The following is a 15,762-nucleotide window of genomic DNA, read 5'->3' as shown; positions in this document are numbered from 1 at the left end:
CGGAAGGGGTATTTACAAATGAATATTTTGTTTTTTATGAAACCGAAGGGTGAGGTGTCCTACCTTTACGATGATTTTTCCATGCGTCAGGGCCTGGAAAAGCTGGAGCGCAGCGGCTACACTGCGATTCCGGTCATTAACCGGAGGGGAGAATACGAGGGCACCATCACCGAGGGTGATTTCCTCTGGGCCTTGAAGAATAAGTTTTCCCTGGATCTGAAGCAGGCGGAGGAGGTTCCCCTGGAGACGGTGAAGCGGAGAACCCGGGTGGAGCCCATCTCCATCAATGCCAATATGGAGGATCTGGTTTCCAAGGCCATGAATCAGAACTTTGTGCCGGTCATCGACGATAAGGGTATTTTTATCGGAATCGTGACCCGGAAGGATATTATTGAATTCTGCTATAAGGCTTATACGAAAATTGAATAGCAAACAGGGTGGAATCCTGTAAAAGGGAATAGTGTCGACTATTCTCTTTTTTTATACGGCCATTATAAATTTTATGCGAAAAAGGAAATTTTGTGACATATTTCACCTTGATTCTCAGCCCAATTTTTGTTAAAATTGATTCCGATATCGTTTTGTATCAATGCTACTTTATACAAAGCATCAAATAAATATATGGAGGGCTGGAAATGAGTAATACAGCACAGAGCCCGGCAAGCAGAAGAATTGAGGGCCTGCTTGACGGGAACAGTTTTGTGGAAATCGGCGGACAGGTGACTGCCAGAAGCACGGACTTCAATATGCAGCAGTCCAAGTGCCCGTCTGACGGAGTAGTTACCGGTTACGGTCTGATTGACGGTAATCTGGTCTACGTGTACAGCCAGGACGCTTCCGTATTGAACGGAACCCTGGGTGAGATGCACGCAAAGAAGATTGTACGTCTGTACCAGATGGCATGTAAAATGGGAGCGCCGATCATCGGTCTTATTGACTGCGCGGGCGTTCGTCTGCAGGAGGGCGTGGACGCTCTGAACGCGTTCGGAGAGATCTATACCCAGCAGACACTTGCATCCGGCGTAGTTCCGCAGATCACGGCAGTGTTCGGTCACTGCGGCGGCGGACTGGCTATCGTACCGGGGCTTTCTGATTTCACATTCATGGAGGAGAAGGACGCGAAGCTTTTCGTGAACGCTCCCAATGCTATCGCAGGCAATAACACCCAGAAGTGTGACAGCGCTTCTGCTGCGTTCCAGGCAGAAGAAGTGGGAAGCGTGGACGCAGTGGCAGATGAGGCAGGTATCCTGGCTCAGATCCGCGCGCTGGTCAGCATGCTTCCGGGCAATAACGAGGAAGAGGGCTGCTACTCCGACTGCGCGGACGACCTGAACCGTGTTTGTGCAGAGCTTCAGGGCGTGGAGTATTCCGCAGCCTATATCCTTTCAACCATTGCGGATGGCAAGTCTTTCTATGAGACAAAGGCAGCTTATGCTAAGGATATGGTGACAGGCTTCATCCATCTGAACGGTATGACCGTAGGCGCGGTAGCCAACGGCGAGCAGGAGATGAGCGCGAGAGGCGCCCAGAAGGCTGCTGAGTTCGTGGAGTTCTGCGATGCCTTCAATATCCCGGTTCTGACCATTACCAATGTGAAGGGCTTCAAGGCTTCCCTGTGTACCGAGCGTAACATCGGCAAGGCGGCAGCCAAGCTTACCTACGCATTCGCGAACGCTACCGTTCCGAAGGTAAATGTCATCGCAGGCGAGGCTTACGGCAGCGCTTATGTGGTGATGAACAGCAAGGGAATCGGCGCGGATCTGGTATACGCATGGAGCGACGCCAAGGTGGGCATGATGGATGCTTCCCTGGCAGCAAAGGTCATGTACGCAGACGCAGACGCTGCTACCCAGCAGGAGAAGGCTGCAGAGTACGCAGCTCTTCAGGACAGCGTAGACGCAGCAGCGGCACGGGGCTATGTGGACACCGTAATCGAGGCCCAGGACACCAGAAAGTATGTCATCGGCGCCTTTGAGATGTTATTTACCAAGAGAGAGGACCGTCCGGCGAAGAAACACGGAACCGTCTAAGAGGAGTGAAGAGTATGAAACGAAGCTTGAAAAAATTATCGGCTCTGCTGCTCCTGGCGGGACTTCTCGTACTGACCGGCTGCGCTTCTTCCAAGGAGACCCTTCCGAACGAAGCGGAGTATCAGGCAAAGCTTGACAGCTATGTGGAGATGCTGGTATCTTATGATGCGGAGTCCCTGGATGCTCAGTTAAATAATCTGGAAGAGAATTATGATGATTTTGAGCAGCAGGTAGATCTGTATCCCTACATCGGCGGAACCGGAAAGAAGTTTGATTTTACCGCAGACGCTTATTTAAGTCTGCTGAAGTCCTATGACGCCAACATCGACGAGTTCGGCGAATTCGTGGATGTAAAGGAATATGAGGGCGGCACCACAGACAAGGACGGCAATGTGACCTACAGCGCAGTTTACGCGTTTACGGATCACGACATGCGTCTGAGCCTGGAGTTCAATAAAGACAATGTGGTTACCACCGTAACCATGGACCCGATTTACAGCACCGGCGAGATTGCCAAGAAGGCGGCTCTGAATACCCTGATCGGTATGGGCTCCGTATTCGCAGTGCTGATTCTGCTTGCCTTTATCATTTCCCTGTTTAGATATGTATCCGTATTTGAAAATCGTGGAAAAGCAAAGAAGGCAGAGGCAGAAAAGGCAGCGGCACCTGCGCCTGCACCGGCTCCTGCGGCATCGGCAGAGACCGCTCCCGCGGACGATCTGCAGCTGATCGCAGTGATTACTGCGGCTATCGCGGCGGCAGAGGGGACATCCACCGATGGCTTTGTGGTACGTTCCATTAAGCGCAGAAGCAACAACAAATGGAAAAAAGCATAGCGCATGCTCATATTTAGGAGGATTCATAGAAATGAAAAATTATACAATTACCGTAAATGGCGTAGCTTATGATGTAGTCGTAGAAGAAAAGGGCGCAGGCGCAGTAGCAGCAGCTCCCGCAGCGGCAGCTCCCGCAGCAGCACCGGCACCGGCAGCAGCTCCGAAGGCAGCAGCTCCCGCGGCAGCAGGCGCAGTAGCAGTAAAAGCTTCCGTACCGGGCAAGGTACTGAAGGTAGAAGCAAGTGTCGGACAGGCAGTGAAGTCTGGTGACAGCATCATCATTCTTGAGGCAATGAAGATGGAGATCCCGGTAGTAGCACCCCAGGACGGCACCGTAGCAGGCATCAACGTAAGCGTAGGCCAGGCTGTAGAGTCCGGAGATTTACTGGCATCCCTGAACTAATGGCATAGCCTTAAGAGAAATCAACGGAGGTTAAGACATGGGATACATTTTAGAAACCCTGGGAAACCTCATGCATCAGACCGCGTTTTTTAACCTGACCTGGGGAAATTACGTCATGGTCCTGGTGGCATGCGTGTTCCTGTATCTGGCTATCAAAAAAGAGTACGAGCCTCTTCTTCTGGTTCCGATCGCTTTTGGTATGCTTCTTGTAAATATTTATCCGGATATTATCGCAAGTCCGGAGGAAACATCAAACGGAGTAGGCGGACTTTTGTACTACTTCTATGTACTGGATGAGTGGTCTGTCCTGCCGTCCCTGATCTTCATGGGCGTCGGAGCCATGACCGACTTCGGTCCGCTGATCGCGAATCCGAAGAGCTTCCTTCTGGGAGCGGCAGCTCAGTTCGGTATTTTCGCAGCTTATCTGGGCGCTATGCTCATGGGCTTTTCCGACAAGGCGGCAGCGGCTATCTCCATCATCGGTGGAGCAGACGGCCCGACTTCCATCTTCCTGGCCGGAAAGCTGGAGCAGACCGCTTTGCTTGGACCCATTGCGGTAGCTGCTTATTCCTATATGTCTCTGGTTCCGATTATTCAGCCGCCTATCATGAAGCTGCTGACAACCGAGAAAGAGCGTAAAATTAAGATGGAGCAGCTTCGTCCGGTATCTAAGCTGGAGAAGATCCTGTTCCCGATTATTGTAACCATCGTTGTCTGCCTGATCCTGCCGACCACCGCTCCGCTGGTAGGTGCCCTGATGCTGGGTAACCTGTTCCGCGAGTCCGGCGTGGTACGTCAGCTGATGGATACAGCGTCCAACGCCCTGATGTACATCGTTGTTATTCTGCTTGGTACCTCCGTAGGAGCAACCACCAGCGCAGAGGCATTCCTGAATATCAGCACACTGAAGATCGTAGCCCTGGGTCTGATTGCGTTCGCGTTCGGTACCGCGGCCGGCGTTCTTCTGGGCAAGCTTATGTGCGTGCTCAGCAAGGGCAAGATTAACCCGCTGATCGGTTCCGCCGGAGTTTCCGCAGTTCCGATGGCAGCCCGTGTATCACAGAAGGTAGGAGCGGAAGCAGATCCGACCAACTTCCTGCTGATGCATGCCATGGGACCGAACGTAGCCGGAGTTATCGGTACGGCCGTAGCAGCCGGAACCTTTATGGCAATTTTCGGGATTTAGGATACTTGCAGAATTACGGGAGCTGCAAAGCAGCGGGAGTAATTCTGTGGCATCCTGTTAGGGGCAAAAGACTTTTTGACCTTAACTTCATTAGTAAAATAGGAGGAAATATCATGTCAGATATCAAACCGGTACAGATTACCGAGACTATCCTGCGTGACGCGCATCAGTCCCTGATCGCTACACGTATGTCCACAGAGCAGATGCTGCCCATCGTGGAAAAACTGGATCAGGTAGGCTACCATTCCCTGGAGTGCTGGGGAGGAGCTACCTTCGACGCATCCCTTCGTTTCCTGCATGAGGATCCCTGGGAGAGACTTCGTAAAATCAAAGACAAAGCCAAGAAGACTCCGCTGCAGATGCTGTTCCGTGGACAGAATATCCTGGGCTATCGTCCCTATGGCGACGATGTGGTAGAGTATTTCGTACAGAAGTCCATCGCGAATGGTATTGATATCATTCGTATCTTTGACTGTCTGAACGACTTGCGCAATCTGCAGACCGCAGTAAAGGCGGCTAATAAAGAGAAGGGCCACGCACAGGTAGCGCTGTCCTACACCCTGGGCGACGCGTACACCCTGGAGTACTGGACCACCATGGCCAAGAATATCGAGGAGATGGGCGCAAATTCCATCTGTATCAAGGATATGGCGGGCCTGTTGCTTCCGTATAAGGCTACTGAGCTGGTTAAGGCACTGAAAGAGACCGTTAAGATCCCGATTCAGCTGCATACACACTATACCTCCGGCGTGGCTTCCATGACCTACTTAAAGGCAGTAGAGGCCGGCGTAGACGTCATCGACTGTGCTATGTCTCCCTTTGCTCTGGGTACTTCCCAGCCGGCCACCGAGGTTATGGTCGAGACATTTAAGGGCACACCCTATGACACAGGCTATGACCAGAAGCTTCTGGCTGAGATTGCGGATTACTTCCGTCCCATGCGCGACGAGGCTCTGGAGAGCGGCCTGCTGAATCCGAAGAACCTGGGAGTTAATATCAAGACCCTGCTGTATCAGGTACCGGGCGGTATGCTGTCCAACCTGACTTCCCAGCTGAAGGATCTGGGTGCTTCCGACAAGTACTACGAGGTGTTGGAGGAGGTTCCGCGTGTACGTAAGGACTTCGGTGAGTGCCCGCTGGTAACGCCGTCCTCCCAGATTGTAGGTACACAGGCTGTTATGAACGTAGTAGGCGGTGAGCGTTACAAGATGGTAACCAAGGAGTCCAAGGACCTGCTGTCCGGACACTACGGAAAGACAGTAAAGCCCTTCAATCCGGAGGTTCAGAAGAAGTGTATCGGCGACGCCGAGGTGATCACCTGCCGTCCGGCAGACCTGGTTCCCAACGAGCTTCCGACTCTGGAGAGCGAGATGAAGCAGTACGAGGAGCAGCCGGAGGACGTTCTGACCTACGCACTGTTCCCGCAGGTAGCTACCGATTTCTTCAAGTACAGAGACGCACAGCAGAAGAAGATGGATGCCACTGTGGCAGACACCGAGAATGGAGCATATCCGGTTTAAATCACAGATTGCCGATCCGGCAAAAATGTGGTACACTAACAGCGTTGGCGGGTTTCGTCGACGCTGTTTTTCATGGAATAGGAAATTCCGATAGAATTCCCTATTCCATAAAAGCAAGCAGAGCTTGCAAAGATGCGCACTCGGCGCAGTGGTAGATGGTTGCCAAGGCAACCGCGCCTCGGCGCGAGAATGTGCCAACGGCACATTCTTTTTTATATAATAGGAAATTTCTATTTTTAAATTATCATAACAGGAGTTTGCGGATGAGTAAGGTTTTAATCGTGGGCGGCGGCGCAGCCGGTATGCTGGCTTCCATTTTCGCGGCCCGGAACGGCCATGAGGTTCACGTATACGAAAAAAATGAGAAACTGGGCAAGAAGCTTTACATCACAGGCAAGGGGCGGTGTAACCTGACCAACGCCTGCGACATGGACACCCTTTTCGCCAGCGTGCGGACCAACAGCCGGTTTTTATACAGCGCTTTTTACGGTTTTACCAATCAGGATGCCATGGCCTTTTTCGAGGACGAGGGGCTGAAAATCAAAACTGAGCGGGGCGACCGTGTCTTTCCTTTATCAGATAAATCGGCGGATGTGCTGGATACCCTGCGCCGCAGCATGCGGCGTGCGGGCGTGGAGGTACATTTGAACACAGAGGTAAGAGACCTGCTCATCACAGACGGACAGGCAAAGGGCCTGCTCCTGGCGGATCAGACCCGGGTGGATGGCGACGCAGTTATGGTAGCCACCGGAGGCCTTTCCTATCCGGTGACTGGATCCACCGGTGACGGCTACCGTTTCGCAAAAGAGGCGGGACATAAGGTGACGGACTGCATTCCCTCTCTGACGCCCTTTAATATCCGGGAGGACTTTGTAAAAGAGCTGCAGGGGCTTTCTTTGAAAAATGTGGAGCTTCGCATCTATAATGGAAAGAAAGAGGTATCCCGGGAGTTTGGAGAGATGATGTTCACCCATTTCGGGATCACCGGACCGTTGGTTCTGACGGCCAGCAGCTACGTGGGAGCCCTGGCAGCCAAGCAGGAGCTTCGGGCAGTGCTGGACTTAAAACCGGCCCTTTCGGAGGAACAGCTTGACCAGCGGATTTTAAGGGAGTTTGACGCAAATCAGAACAAGAGCTTCAAAAATGTGATTGGCAGCCTGTTCCCGGCGAAGCTGACGCCTGTGATGATTGCCCTTGGCGACATCGAGCCGGATAAAAAGGTACACGACATCTCCCGGGAAGAACGGCAGGGCTTTGTGAAACTGACCAAAAGCTTACCCATGACCGTGACAGGTCTTCGGGATTACAAAGAGGCCATTATCACCAAGGGCGGTGTGGCAGTGAAGGAGATCAATCCTTCCACCATGGAGTCGAAATATGTAAAGGGCTTATACTTTATCGGCGAGGTACTGGATCTGGACGCGGTGACCGGCGGCTTCAATCTGCAGATTGCCTGGTCCACAGCCTACGCAGCCGGTAATGCGGTATAAACGGTATCATTGAGAATCGAGGAGGAGCTTATGACTTATCAGATAGCGATTGACGGACCGGCGGGAGCCGGAAAAAGCACCATTGCCAAGGCAGTGGCAAAGAAAATGGGCTACATCTATGTGGACACCGGGGCCATGTACCGGGCCATGGCCCTGTATCTGCTGCGCCGGGGCATCAGCGCGGCTGAACCGGAAAAGATCAGCGCGGCCAGTCATGACGCAGATATTACCATTGTATACAAGGAGGGCTTACAGCAGGTGCTGCTGAACGGCGAGAACGTGACCGGACTGCTCCGCACTGAGGAGGTAGGTAATATGGCCTCCGCGTCCTCCGTGAATAAGGATGTGCGCCTGAAGCTGGTAGAGCTCCAGCGGGCCCTGGCTGAGCGGGAGAATGTGGTCATGGACGGCCGTGATATCGGTACCTACGTGTTGCCCAAGGCCAATGTGAAGGTCTATCTGACCGCCTCCAGCGCCTGTCGTGCAAAACGCCGCTATGACGAGCTGGCCGCAAAGGGCGAGGCATGCGATCTGGCAGCCATCGAGGCTGATATTATCGAGCGGGACAAGCGGGATATGGAGCGGGAGTTCGCACCTCTCCGCCAGGCGGAGGATGCCGTGTATGTGGATTCCTCAGATATGACCATTGACCAGGTAATTCAGACAATCACCGATCTGATTCACTGAATAAGCTCCTGAAATCAGAAGCCCATTTGGAAAGGCATGTCAGAAAGTAAGAGGTAAACAGAATGGAAGTAAAGCTGGCGAAGACAGCCGGATTCTGCTTCGGCGTACAGCGGGCAGTGAATACAGTCTATGAGCAGTTGGAACAGAAAGAGGATAGAATCTATACCTACGGCCCCATTGTCCATAACGAGATGGTGGTCCGGGATTTGGAGGAAAAGGGCGTACAGGTGTTGAATTCCCGGGAAGAGCTGGAAAAGGTGACTGAAGGAACGGTCATTATCCGGGCTCACGGCGTAGGAAAAGAGGTCTATGACCTGCTGGAGCGTCAGGGAGTGAATCTGGTGGACGCCACCTGCCCCTTTGTGAAGAAGATTCACCGAATCGCCCGGCGGGAGGAACAGAACGGGCGCCATATCCTGATTGTGGGAAACGCGAAGCATCCTGAGGTGGAAGGTATCCGGGGCTGGTGTGAAAAGGTTTCCTATGTGGTGGAATCTGTCGAAGAGGCCCAGAATTTTACTTTGCCCGAGGGAGAAAAGCTGTGTATCGTATCTCAGACGACATTTAACTACAATAAATTTGAAGATATAGTTGAAATTATTTCAAAAAAGGGGTATGATATAATTGTTTTAAATACGATTTGCAGTGCAACAGAGGAACGGCAGGCGGAAGCCCGTGAAATCGCATCCGATGTAGATGCGATGATAGTGATCGGAGGACGCCACAGCTCCAACACGCAAAAGCTATTTGAAATATGTAAAAAAGAATGTGAAAATACTTACTATATACAGTCACTTGATGATTTGGATTTGAAGACATCGCAGTCCATCCGTTGCGTAGGTATTACAGCAGGGGCTTCGACCCCAAACAAAATTATTGAGGAGGTTCAAAAACATGTCAGAATTAAGTTTTGAACAAATGCTTGAGGATTCACTGAAAACAATAAGAAACGGAGAGGTTGTCGAAGGCACTGTGATTGATGTCAAAGAAGATGAAGCCATCTTGAACATAGGCTATAAATCCGACGGTATTCTGACCAAGAACGAGTACAGCAACAGCCCGGTAGACCTGACCACCGTGATTCATGTGGGCGACACCATGGAAGTAAAGGTTCTGAAAGTAAACGACGGCGAGGGACAGGTTCTCCTGACCTACAAGCGTCTGGCTGCTGAGAAGGGCAGCAAGCGTCTGAAGGAAGCTTTCGAGAATGGCGAAGTTCTTACCGCAACAGTTACCCAGGTACTGGACGGCGGCTTAAGCGTAGTCGTAGATGAGTCCAGAGTATTTATCCCGGCCAGCCTGGTATCCGATACTTATGAGAAGAATCTGGCAAAGTATGACGGCCAGGAGATCAGCTTCGTAATCACCGAGTTCAATCCGCGCCGCGGACGCATCATCGGCAACCGTAAGCAGCTTATCGTAGCTGAGAAGGCAGAGAAGCAGAAAGAGCTCTTCGAGCGCATCCATGTGGGCGATGTGGTAGAGGGCGTTGTAAAGAATGTAACCGATTTTGGCGCATTCGTAGACCTGGGCGGAGCAGACGGCCTGCTTCACATCTCCGAGATGTCCTGGGGACGTGTAGAGAACCCGAAGAAGGTATTCAAGGTAGGCGAGAAGCTGACAGTCCTGATCAAGGATATCCGCGATACCAAGATCGCCCTGAGCCTGAAGTTTGAGGATCAGAATCCGTGGCTGTACGCTGCTGACAAATATGCAGTAGGAAACGTAGTTACCGGTAAGGTAGCAAGAATGACTGACTTTGGCGCATTCGTAGAGCTGGAGCCGGGCGTAGACGCACTGCTTCACGTATCTCAGATTTCCAGAGAGCACGTAGAGAAGCCGTCCGACGTACTGAGCATCGGCCAGGAGATCGAGGCAAAGGTTGTAGACTTCAATGGCGAGGACAAGAAGATTTCTCTGAGCATGAAGGCTCTGCAGAACGGAGAGGCACAGGCAGCAGACGAGGATGTGGCTGACGTAGATATCGACGCAGTTGCAGCTGACGCTGAGTAATCAGAAGAGAAAACGTTATCATAAGGATAAGTTGACGGGAGGACAGGCACTGGAGCGTGCGTGTCCTCGCGCCTTGTTCAGACAAAAATGATCTGCGAGGCAAACGTGATTTCATACAGAAGGAGAAAGACAGTATGTGGAATGTACAGATTGCCGGAGAAGACCTTTATCATATCATAAACTGGTTTTATATCTACAGTTTTCTGGGCTGGCTCTGGGAGAGCTGCTATGTTTCGGTGAAGGAAAAGAAACTGGTAAACCGCGGTTTCGTCACCGGCCCGCTGTGTACGATTTATGGCTTTGGAGCTGTGATTGTATATCTAATTCTGAAACCCATTTCGGGGAACATCCTGATTTTATACTTGGGCGGCGTGGTCGTTCCTACGATTCTGGAATATGTGACTGCGGTTCTGATGGAAACCATATTCCATACGAGCTGGTGGGATTACAGCAAGAATAAGTATAATTTTCAGGGCAGGATCTGTCTGGGCGCATCTCTGGGATGGGGGGTCTTTTCGGTGATCTTGTTCTATGTATTCCAGCCCATTGTAGAAGGGATCGTGAGTCTGTACAGCATGGCTACCGGAGTGCTGCTGGTGCGGATTGTGACTCTTTTGTACGCGGTAGATTTCGGAATGTCCTTCATGAATGCCATGCAGATCGGCGAGAAGCTGCGGAATATGGATGTGATTCGGGACGAGCTCTACGAATACATTCAGAATACCAGACTGTACGAGAGTACGGAGGAGCTCAAAGGCCGCCTGGCCCATTACCGGCTGCCCGAGTACCTGCCTGAGATGAAGCGACGCCTTGAGGAACGGGTGGATGCCATGGTGGCCTTTGCGGGCGAGTCCCCCGAGGAATTTAAGGCACGTCAGGAGAAACGGGTAGCAGAACTGGCTGAGCGGTTCGGCATTGCGCAGAAGCGGCTTGAACGGCTGAAAGCTATGGGGAATATATTTACCAGACGTACCATGAACGCATACCCGAACATGAAGTCCCGGGCACAGGCGCTGAAAGAGCGTGCGGTACGAAAAACAAAGAAGTATGAGAAGTAAGAAAAAGAAATCAAAAGATACCGGAGTGAAAAGTCATGGCACATGTGACCTTTAAGGGCGGAGTATTTCCGCATAAGAGAAAGCGATTTACAAGAGAAAAGGCACTGGAAAAATTCCGGCCGGGTCGAGAGCTGGTGTATCCTTTAAGACAGCATATTGGCGGAACGGCAGTACCGGTGGTGGCAGTAGGAGAGCGGGTTCTGGAGGGACAGCTTCTGGCGGAAGCCAGCGGTGATATCTCAGCCCGGATCCATGCGTCAGTTTCTGGTACGGTGACCGCCATCGAGCCGCGGATGACGGCTTCCGGCAGGGAGCTCCTTTCTGTGGTGCTGGAGAACGACGGCCTTTACGAGCAGATGCCGGTGGAACAGCCGGTTCCCTGGCAGACTCTGGAGCCCGGTGAAGTGCTACGGAAGATCCGGGAGGCCGGTATCGTGGGAATGGGCGGCGCAGGTTTCCCCACCCATGTGAAGCTGGGCGTCCGGAATGCCAAGCGGATCCGGTATGTGATTGTGAACGGTACAGAGTGCGAACCCTATATGACCAGCGATTACCGTCGGATGCTGGAGAGTACGGAGGAGCTGGTGGAAGGACTTCGGATCGTATTGAGCCTTTTTGAACGGGCCACCGGAGTTTTTGCCATTGAGGACAATAAGCGGGACGCCATTACCGCTATACAGCTGGCCAGCGGCAGTGAAAGCCGGATGGAAGTGCGTGTGCTGGAGACCAAGTATCCCCAGGGAGCGGAGCGGATGTTGATCTATGCCTGCACGGGCGCAGAGATCCACGGCGGGCAGCTGCCGGCGGACGCAGGCTGCATCATTCTCAATGTGGAGACCCTGCATGCTATTTACGAGGCCCTGGTGTTGGGCCGCCCGGTGACCAGGCGGGCTTTGACTGTCACGGGAAAGGCTCTGAAGAACCCGAAAAATCTTCTGGTGCCCATCGGTACTTTATTTGAAGAGCTTCCGGAAGCGGCCGGGGGCTTCGGAAAGAAGCCGGAGAAGTTTCTCTCGGGCGGTCCCATGCGTGGAACGGAGCTTCCGACTCTTCAGGTTCCGGTTCTGAAGACCACCACAGGCTTCTTGTGTATGAGTAAAAATTATCAGGAGCGGCCGGGGGTCTGTATCCGGTGCGGAGCCTGTGTGGAAGTCTGCCCCATCCGCCTTCTGCCCACGAAGCTGGCAGATATTGCGGAGGCAGACAGGCAGGACGAGTTCCGGGATATGAACGGAATGGAGTGCCTGGGCTGCGGGAGCTGCAGCTTTGTGTGTCCGGCCAGAAGAATGCTGGCACCATCCATTCAGACCATGCGACGGAAGCTTTTGACCCAGGGAAAGCGATAGGAAGGAACGGAAATGGAAGAGAAGAAATACAGATGGATGTTCCCCCACGTAAAGGGAACGATGACTACGGCCGGCATGATGCGTATGGTGCTGCTGGCCCTGCTTCCAGCGGCAGTTTTTGGCACCTTTCACTTCGGATTCCGGGCACTGCTGCATATGGTGGTGTGTCTGGTGACCTGCGTATTGACGGAGTTTACCTTTGAAGCCTTTGCAGACCGGCCTTTGGCGGTAACGGACGGAAGCGCGGCGGTGACCGGTATGCTGCTGGCCTTGCTGCTTCCGGTGGGCGCGCCCCTGTGGATGGGGTTCCTGGGTGGCGTTTTCGCCATTGCAGTGATTAAGATGCCCATCGGAGGACTGGGAAAGAACCGTCTGAATCCGGCTCTTTCCGCCTGCGCGGTTCTGATGCTGGCCTTTCCGGGCTATATGAAGGACTACAGCTTTGGCACCTACGGGGCGAAAACCTTGCTTGGACAGCTGCTGCAGGGACAGACCGTGGATCCCTTTTCCATGCTCTGGGGCGGCACAAACGGCTCTATCGGAGCGGCTTCCGCGCTGATGCTTCTTGTGGGCGCATTGATTCTGTTGGGAGCAGGTGTGATTCGGCTGCGGATTCCGGCTGCGGTTACGGCAGCTTTTACCCTGACCCTGTTTCTTTTTTCGGGAAGAGGCGTGGATCAGTTATTCTTTACGACCCAGATTCTGGGCGGCGGCTTTTTTCTAGTGACTTTTTTTATGGCTACAGATACGGTGACCTCCCCCATTACCTCGGGTGGCCAGATTCTTTATGGAGTCCTGATCGGAATCCTGGCCGGAATCTTTCGGCTCTGTAAGGTGGAGGAAGGCGTCATCTACGCTGTCCTGATTGCCAATCTGGTGGTGCCCTTCCTGGAAGAGTTCACGGTTCCGAAGGCCTTCGGATACCGCAAGATGGTCCGGGTGTCCCAGAAGCGGCGGTAGCCCGGGGCGGAAAACACAAGCGGAGGAGACAGTATGATAGCATATATCAGGGGGACGCTGGCATTTGTAGAACCGGAGGAGAGCATGGTGGTTCTGGAGACAGGAGGTATCGGATATCAGATTCTGCTCTCCGGGCGGGATTTGGATCTGTTGCCGCCTGCCGGGGAAGAAGTACGCCTGTACACCTATCTTCAGGTACGGGAGGACGCCTTTGTGCTGTATGGTTTTTTTACCAGGGAGGATCGAAAGCTGTTCCAGCTGCTGTTGGGCGTCAGCGGTATCGGTCCCAAGGGCGCCCTGGGCGTATTGACGGCGCTCTCTGCGGATGATCTGCGGTTTGCGGTGCTGGCGGATGACGCGAAGACCATTGCCAAAGCGCCTGGTATCGGACATAAGACAGCCCAGAAGCTGATTCTGGAGCTGAAGGATAAGTTGAGCCTGGAGGAGGCCTTTGAAGCGCGGCTTGCGGGAAATCAAACCAGAGAGACAGCTCCGGCAAGCGATTTGACGGATGCCAGAAATGAGGCAGTGGAGGCATTGACTGCCCTTGGATATTCTGCGGCAGATTCTCTGAAAGCAGTGCGGAAGGTGGAAGCTGCGGAAGGAATGAATGTGGAAGCTATCCTGAAAGCAGCATTGAAGTATATGAGCTTCTAGGAGAAGAAGAGAATGGGAAAACGTATCATAACGACGGAGGCAATGGAAGAGGATATCCGGACAGACTACAGCCTCCGTCCGCAGACACTGAAAGAATATATCGGACAGGAAAAAGCCAAGGAGAATCTGAAGGTTTATATCGAGGCGGCCAAGGGCAGAGGCGAATCTCTGGATCATGTACTCTTTTACGGCCCTCCGGGACTGGGAAAGACTACCCTGGCAGGCATCATTGCTAATGAGATGGGCGTGCATATGAAGGTAACTTCCGGCCCTGCTATCGAAAAGCCGGGAGAGATCGCCGCGATTCTGAATAATCTGTCCGAGGGAGATGTACTCTTTGTGGATGAGATTCACCGATTAAACCGGCAGGTAGAAGAGGTGCTGTATCCGGCCATGGAGGACTTTGCCATCGACATTGTCATCGGAAAGGGCGCGTCCGCCCGTTCCATCCGACTGGATTTGCCCCATTTCACCCTCATTGGAGCCACCACCCGGGCGGGACTTCTGACGGCCCCCCTCCGGGACCGGTTTGGTGTAGTGCATCATCTGGAGTTCTATACGGAGGAAGAACTGCAGACCATCGTGGAGCGTTCTGCCCAGGTGCTGGGCGTGGAGATCGAGCCTGCGGGAGCCATGGAGCTGGCGAGACGTTCCCGGGGAACCCCCCGTCTGGCCAACCGGCTTCTGAAGCGGGTGCGGGATTTCGCCCAGGTTAAATACGACGGAAAGATCACGAAGGAGATTGCAGATTTCGCGTTGGATCTGCTGGAGGTGGATCGATATGGCCTGGATCAGACGGATCGCAGAATTCTAAATACCATGATCGAAAAGTTCACCGGAGGCCCGGTGGGATTGGACACCCTGGCGGCGGCCATCGGCGAGGACGCAGGTACCATCGAGGATGTGTATGAGCCCTATCTTATCAAACGGGGTTTTATCAACCGGACCCCCAGAGGCCGGGTGGTGACCGAATTGGGATATCATCATCTGGGAGTTGTGCCGAAAGGGGAACCTGTGGTATACTCATAGTAATATGAAAAAAGGACGTGAACGCAAATGGCTATGAAAAATGCGGTGGAAGTCGTAATAGGCGGAAAAGTATACAAGATCAGCGGATATGAAAGCTCCGAATACCTTCATCAGATCGCTGTTTACATCAATGATAAAATGACAGAGTTCCAGAACATGGACAGCTACCGGAAGCAGACCATGGATCAGAAGCAGTTGATGCTGAATATGAATCTGGCTGACGAGTTCTTTAAGGCAAAGCGGCAGGCGGACAAGCTTTCCGCGGAGCTGGAGAAGAAGGAGCGGGAGCTTTACAGTGTGCGTCACGATCTCATCGAGGCCCGTCTGGCTCTGGAGAATCTGCAAAAGGAGCAGAAGGAGAAGGAGCAGGCCCGCAGGCAGGAGCATCAGCGCCAGCAGAAGCAGGCCCGTCAGAATCAGAACGGCGGCCAGAATACAAATCAGAACGCGAACGCAGGCAATGGGGCTGCGGGAAATACAAATGCAGGAAACGGAAATACAAACGGTGCCAATCAGGCACAGAAATAGACAAGAGACGCCAGACGGA

16 protein-coding genes are annotated in these 15,762 nt (G+C 52.9%); all 16 read left to right on the top strand.

Going from position 1 to position 15,762, the window contains the following annotated elements; translation table 11 throughout:
• Positions 1–18: 18 nt before the first annotated feature.
• The 16 genes from H8S44_RS09705 to zapA all read left to right on the top strand — a co-directional run bounded on the left by H8S44_RS09705 (position 19) and on the right by zapA (position 15,743).
• Complete coding sequence (locus tag H8S44_RS09705; RefSeq protein WP_186873493.1) at positions 19–429, top strand: CBS domain-containing protein; 411 nt, start codon at positions 19–21, stop codon at positions 427–429.
• 206 nt (positions 430–635) lie between these two features.
• Complete coding sequence (locus H8S44_RS09700) at positions 636–2,030, top strand: acyl-CoA carboxylase subunit beta (protein ID WP_186873492.1); 1,395 nt, start codon at positions 636–638, stop codon at positions 2,028–2,030.
• Positions 2,031–2,044: 14 nt separating this feature from the next.
• Complete coding sequence (locus tag H8S44_RS09695) at positions 2,045–2,866, top strand: OadG family protein (protein WP_186873491.1); 822 nt, start codon at positions 2,045–2,047, stop codon at positions 2,864–2,866.
• A 31-nt stretch (positions 2,867–2,897) separates the two neighbouring features.
• Entirely contained in the window at positions 2,898–3,269 is a 372-nt protein-coding gene (locus H8S44_RS09690) for a biotin/lipoyl-containing protein (protein ID WP_186873490.1), read from the top strand.
• A gap of 37 nt (positions 3,270–3,306) precedes the next feature.
• Positions 3,307–4,455 (top strand): sodium ion-translocating decarboxylase subunit beta, encoded by a 1,149-nt coding sequence (locus H8S44_RS09685; RefSeq protein ID WP_178038572.1) that lies wholly within the window; start codon positions 3,307–3,309, stop codon positions 4,453–4,455.
• Positions 4,456–4,568: 113 nt separating this feature from the next.
• Positions 4,569–5,975: an oxaloacetate decarboxylase subunit alpha gene (locus H8S44_RS09680; protein ID WP_186873489.1), complete on the top strand. Its 1,407-nt coding sequence runs from the start codon at positions 4,569–4,571 to the stop codon at positions 5,973–5,975.
• Positions 5,976–6,238: 263 nt separating this feature from the next.
• Positions 6,239–7,465 (top strand): BaiN/RdsA family NAD(P)/FAD-dependent oxidoreductase, encoded by a 1,227-nt coding sequence (locus H8S44_RS09675; protein ID WP_186873488.1) that lies wholly within the window; start codon positions 6,239–6,241, stop codon positions 7,463–7,465.
• 30 nt (positions 7,466–7,495) lie between these two features.
• Positions 7,496–8,152 (top strand): (d)CMP kinase, encoded by a 657-nt coding sequence (gene cmk, locus H8S44_RS09670; protein WP_186873487.1) that lies wholly within the window; start codon positions 7,496–7,498, stop codon positions 8,150–8,152.
• A 62-nt stretch (positions 8,153–8,214) separates the two neighbouring features.
• The gene (gene ispH / locus H8S44_RS09665; RefSeq protein WP_186873486.1) at positions 8,215–9,066 is read left to right on the top strand and encodes a 4-hydroxy-3-methylbut-2-enyl diphosphate reductase; all 852 of its coding nucleotides are present in this window, start codon (positions 8,215–8,217) and stop codon (positions 9,064–9,066) included.
• Entirely contained in the window at positions 9,047–10,165 is a 1,119-nt protein-coding gene (gene rpsA, locus H8S44_RS09660) for a 30S ribosomal protein S1 (RefSeq protein WP_186873485.1), read from the top strand. The genes ispH and rpsA overlap by 20 nt, the downstream gene beginning before the upstream one ends.
• A gap of 134 nt (positions 10,166–10,299) precedes the next feature.
• Positions 10,300–11,223 carry a putative ABC transporter permease gene (locus H8S44_RS09655; RefSeq protein ID WP_186873484.1) on the top strand — a complete coding sequence of 308 codons (924 nt, stop codon included), beginning with the start codon at positions 10,300–10,302 and terminating at the stop codon, positions 11,221–11,223.
• 35 nt (positions 11,224–11,258) lie between these two features.
• Positions 11,259–12,569 carry an electron transport complex subunit RsxC gene (gene rsxC / locus H8S44_RS09650; RefSeq protein ID WP_186873483.1) on the top strand — a complete coding sequence of 437 codons (1,311 nt, stop codon included), beginning with the start codon at positions 11,259–11,261 and terminating at the stop codon, positions 12,567–12,569.
• Between the two features lie 12 nt (positions 12,570–12,581).
• On the top strand, positions 12,582–13,529 hold the full coding sequence (locus tag H8S44_RS09645; protein WP_186873482.1) for an RnfABCDGE type electron transport complex subunit D: 948 nt from the start codon (positions 12,582–12,584) through the stop codon (positions 13,527–13,529).
• 33 nt (positions 13,530–13,562) lie between these two features.
• On the top strand, positions 13,563–14,186 hold the full coding sequence (gene ruvA, locus H8S44_RS09640) for a Holliday junction branch migration protein RuvA (RefSeq protein ID WP_186873481.1): 624 nt from the start codon (positions 13,563–13,565) through the stop codon (positions 14,184–14,186).
• A gap of 12 nt (positions 14,187–14,198) precedes the next feature.
• On the top strand, positions 14,199–15,215 hold the full coding sequence (gene ruvB / locus H8S44_RS09635; protein ID WP_186873480.1) for a Holliday junction branch migration DNA helicase RuvB: 1,017 nt from the start codon (positions 14,199–14,201) through the stop codon (positions 15,213–15,215).
• 27 nt (positions 15,216–15,242) lie between these two features.
• Entirely contained in the window at positions 15,243–15,743 is a 501-nt protein-coding gene (gene zapA, locus H8S44_RS09630; protein WP_186873479.1) for a cell division protein ZapA, read from the top strand.
• Positions 15,744–15,762: the final 19 nt, after the last annotated feature.

Origin of the sequence: Anaerosacchariphilus hominis (genome assembly GCF_014290175.1) — a bacterium.
In the GTDB taxonomy this organism is placed as follows: Bacteria; Bacillota; Clostridia; order Lachnospirales; family Lachnospiraceae; genus Laedolimicola; species Laedolimicola hominis.
This window is presented reverse-complemented; position numbering and strand designations above follow the sequence as displayed.

What these genes read in the sequence shown, in the direction of transcription:
- H8S44_RS09705 (WP_186873493.1), top strand. Translation starts at nt 19, where the DNA reads ATGAATATTTTGTTTTTTATGAAACCGAAGGGTGAGGTGTCCTACCTT.
- H8S44_RS09700 (WP_186873492.1), top strand. Translation starts at nt 636, where the DNA reads ATGAGTAATACAGCACAGAGCCCGGCAAGCAGAAGAATTGAGGGCCTG.
- H8S44_RS09695 (WP_186873491.1), top strand. Translation starts at nt 2,045, where the DNA reads ATGAAACGAAGCTTGAAAAAATTATCGGCTCTGCTGCTCCTGGCGGGA.
- H8S44_RS09690 (WP_186873490.1), top strand. Translation starts at nt 2,898, where the DNA reads ATGAAAAATTATACAATTACCGTAAATGGCGTAGCTTATGATGTAGTC.
- H8S44_RS09685 (WP_178038572.1), top strand. Translation starts at nt 3,307, where the DNA reads ATGGGATACATTTTAGAAACCCTGGGAAACCTCATGCATCAGACCGCG.
- H8S44_RS09680 (WP_186873489.1), top strand. Translation starts at nt 4,569, where the DNA reads ATGTCAGATATCAAACCGGTACAGATTACCGAGACTATCCTGCGTGAC.
- H8S44_RS09675 (WP_186873488.1), top strand. Translation starts at nt 6,239, where the DNA reads ATGAGTAAGGTTTTAATCGTGGGCGGCGGCGCAGCCGGTATGCTGGCT.
- cmk (WP_186873487.1), top strand. Translation starts at nt 7,496, where the DNA reads ATGACTTATCAGATAGCGATTGACGGACCGGCGGGAGCCGGAAAAAGC.
- ispH (WP_186873486.1), top strand. Translation starts at nt 8,215, where the DNA reads ATGGAAGTAAAGCTGGCGAAGACAGCCGGATTCTGCTTCGGCGTACAG.
- rpsA (WP_186873485.1), top strand. Translation starts at nt 9,047, where the DNA reads ATGTCAGAATTAAGTTTTGAACAAATGCTTGAGGATTCACTGAAAACA.
- H8S44_RS09655 (WP_186873484.1), top strand. Translation starts at nt 10,300, where the DNA reads ATGTGGAATGTACAGATTGCCGGAGAAGACCTTTATCATATCATAAAC.
- rsxC (WP_186873483.1), top strand. Translation starts at nt 11,259, where the DNA reads ATGGCACATGTGACCTTTAAGGGCGGAGTATTTCCGCATAAGAGAAAG.
- H8S44_RS09645 (WP_186873482.1), top strand. Translation starts at nt 12,582, where the DNA reads ATGGAAGAGAAGAAATACAGATGGATGTTCCCCCACGTAAAGGGAACG.
- ruvA (WP_186873481.1), top strand. Translation starts at nt 13,563, where the DNA reads ATGATAGCATATATCAGGGGGACGCTGGCATTTGTAGAACCGGAGGAG.
- ruvB (WP_186873480.1), top strand. Translation starts at nt 14,199, where the DNA reads ATGGGAAAACGTATCATAACGACGGAGGCAATGGAAGAGGATATCCGG.
- zapA (WP_186873479.1), top strand. Translation starts at nt 15,243, where the DNA reads ATGGCTATGAAAAATGCGGTGGAAGTCGTAATAGGCGGAAAAGTATAC.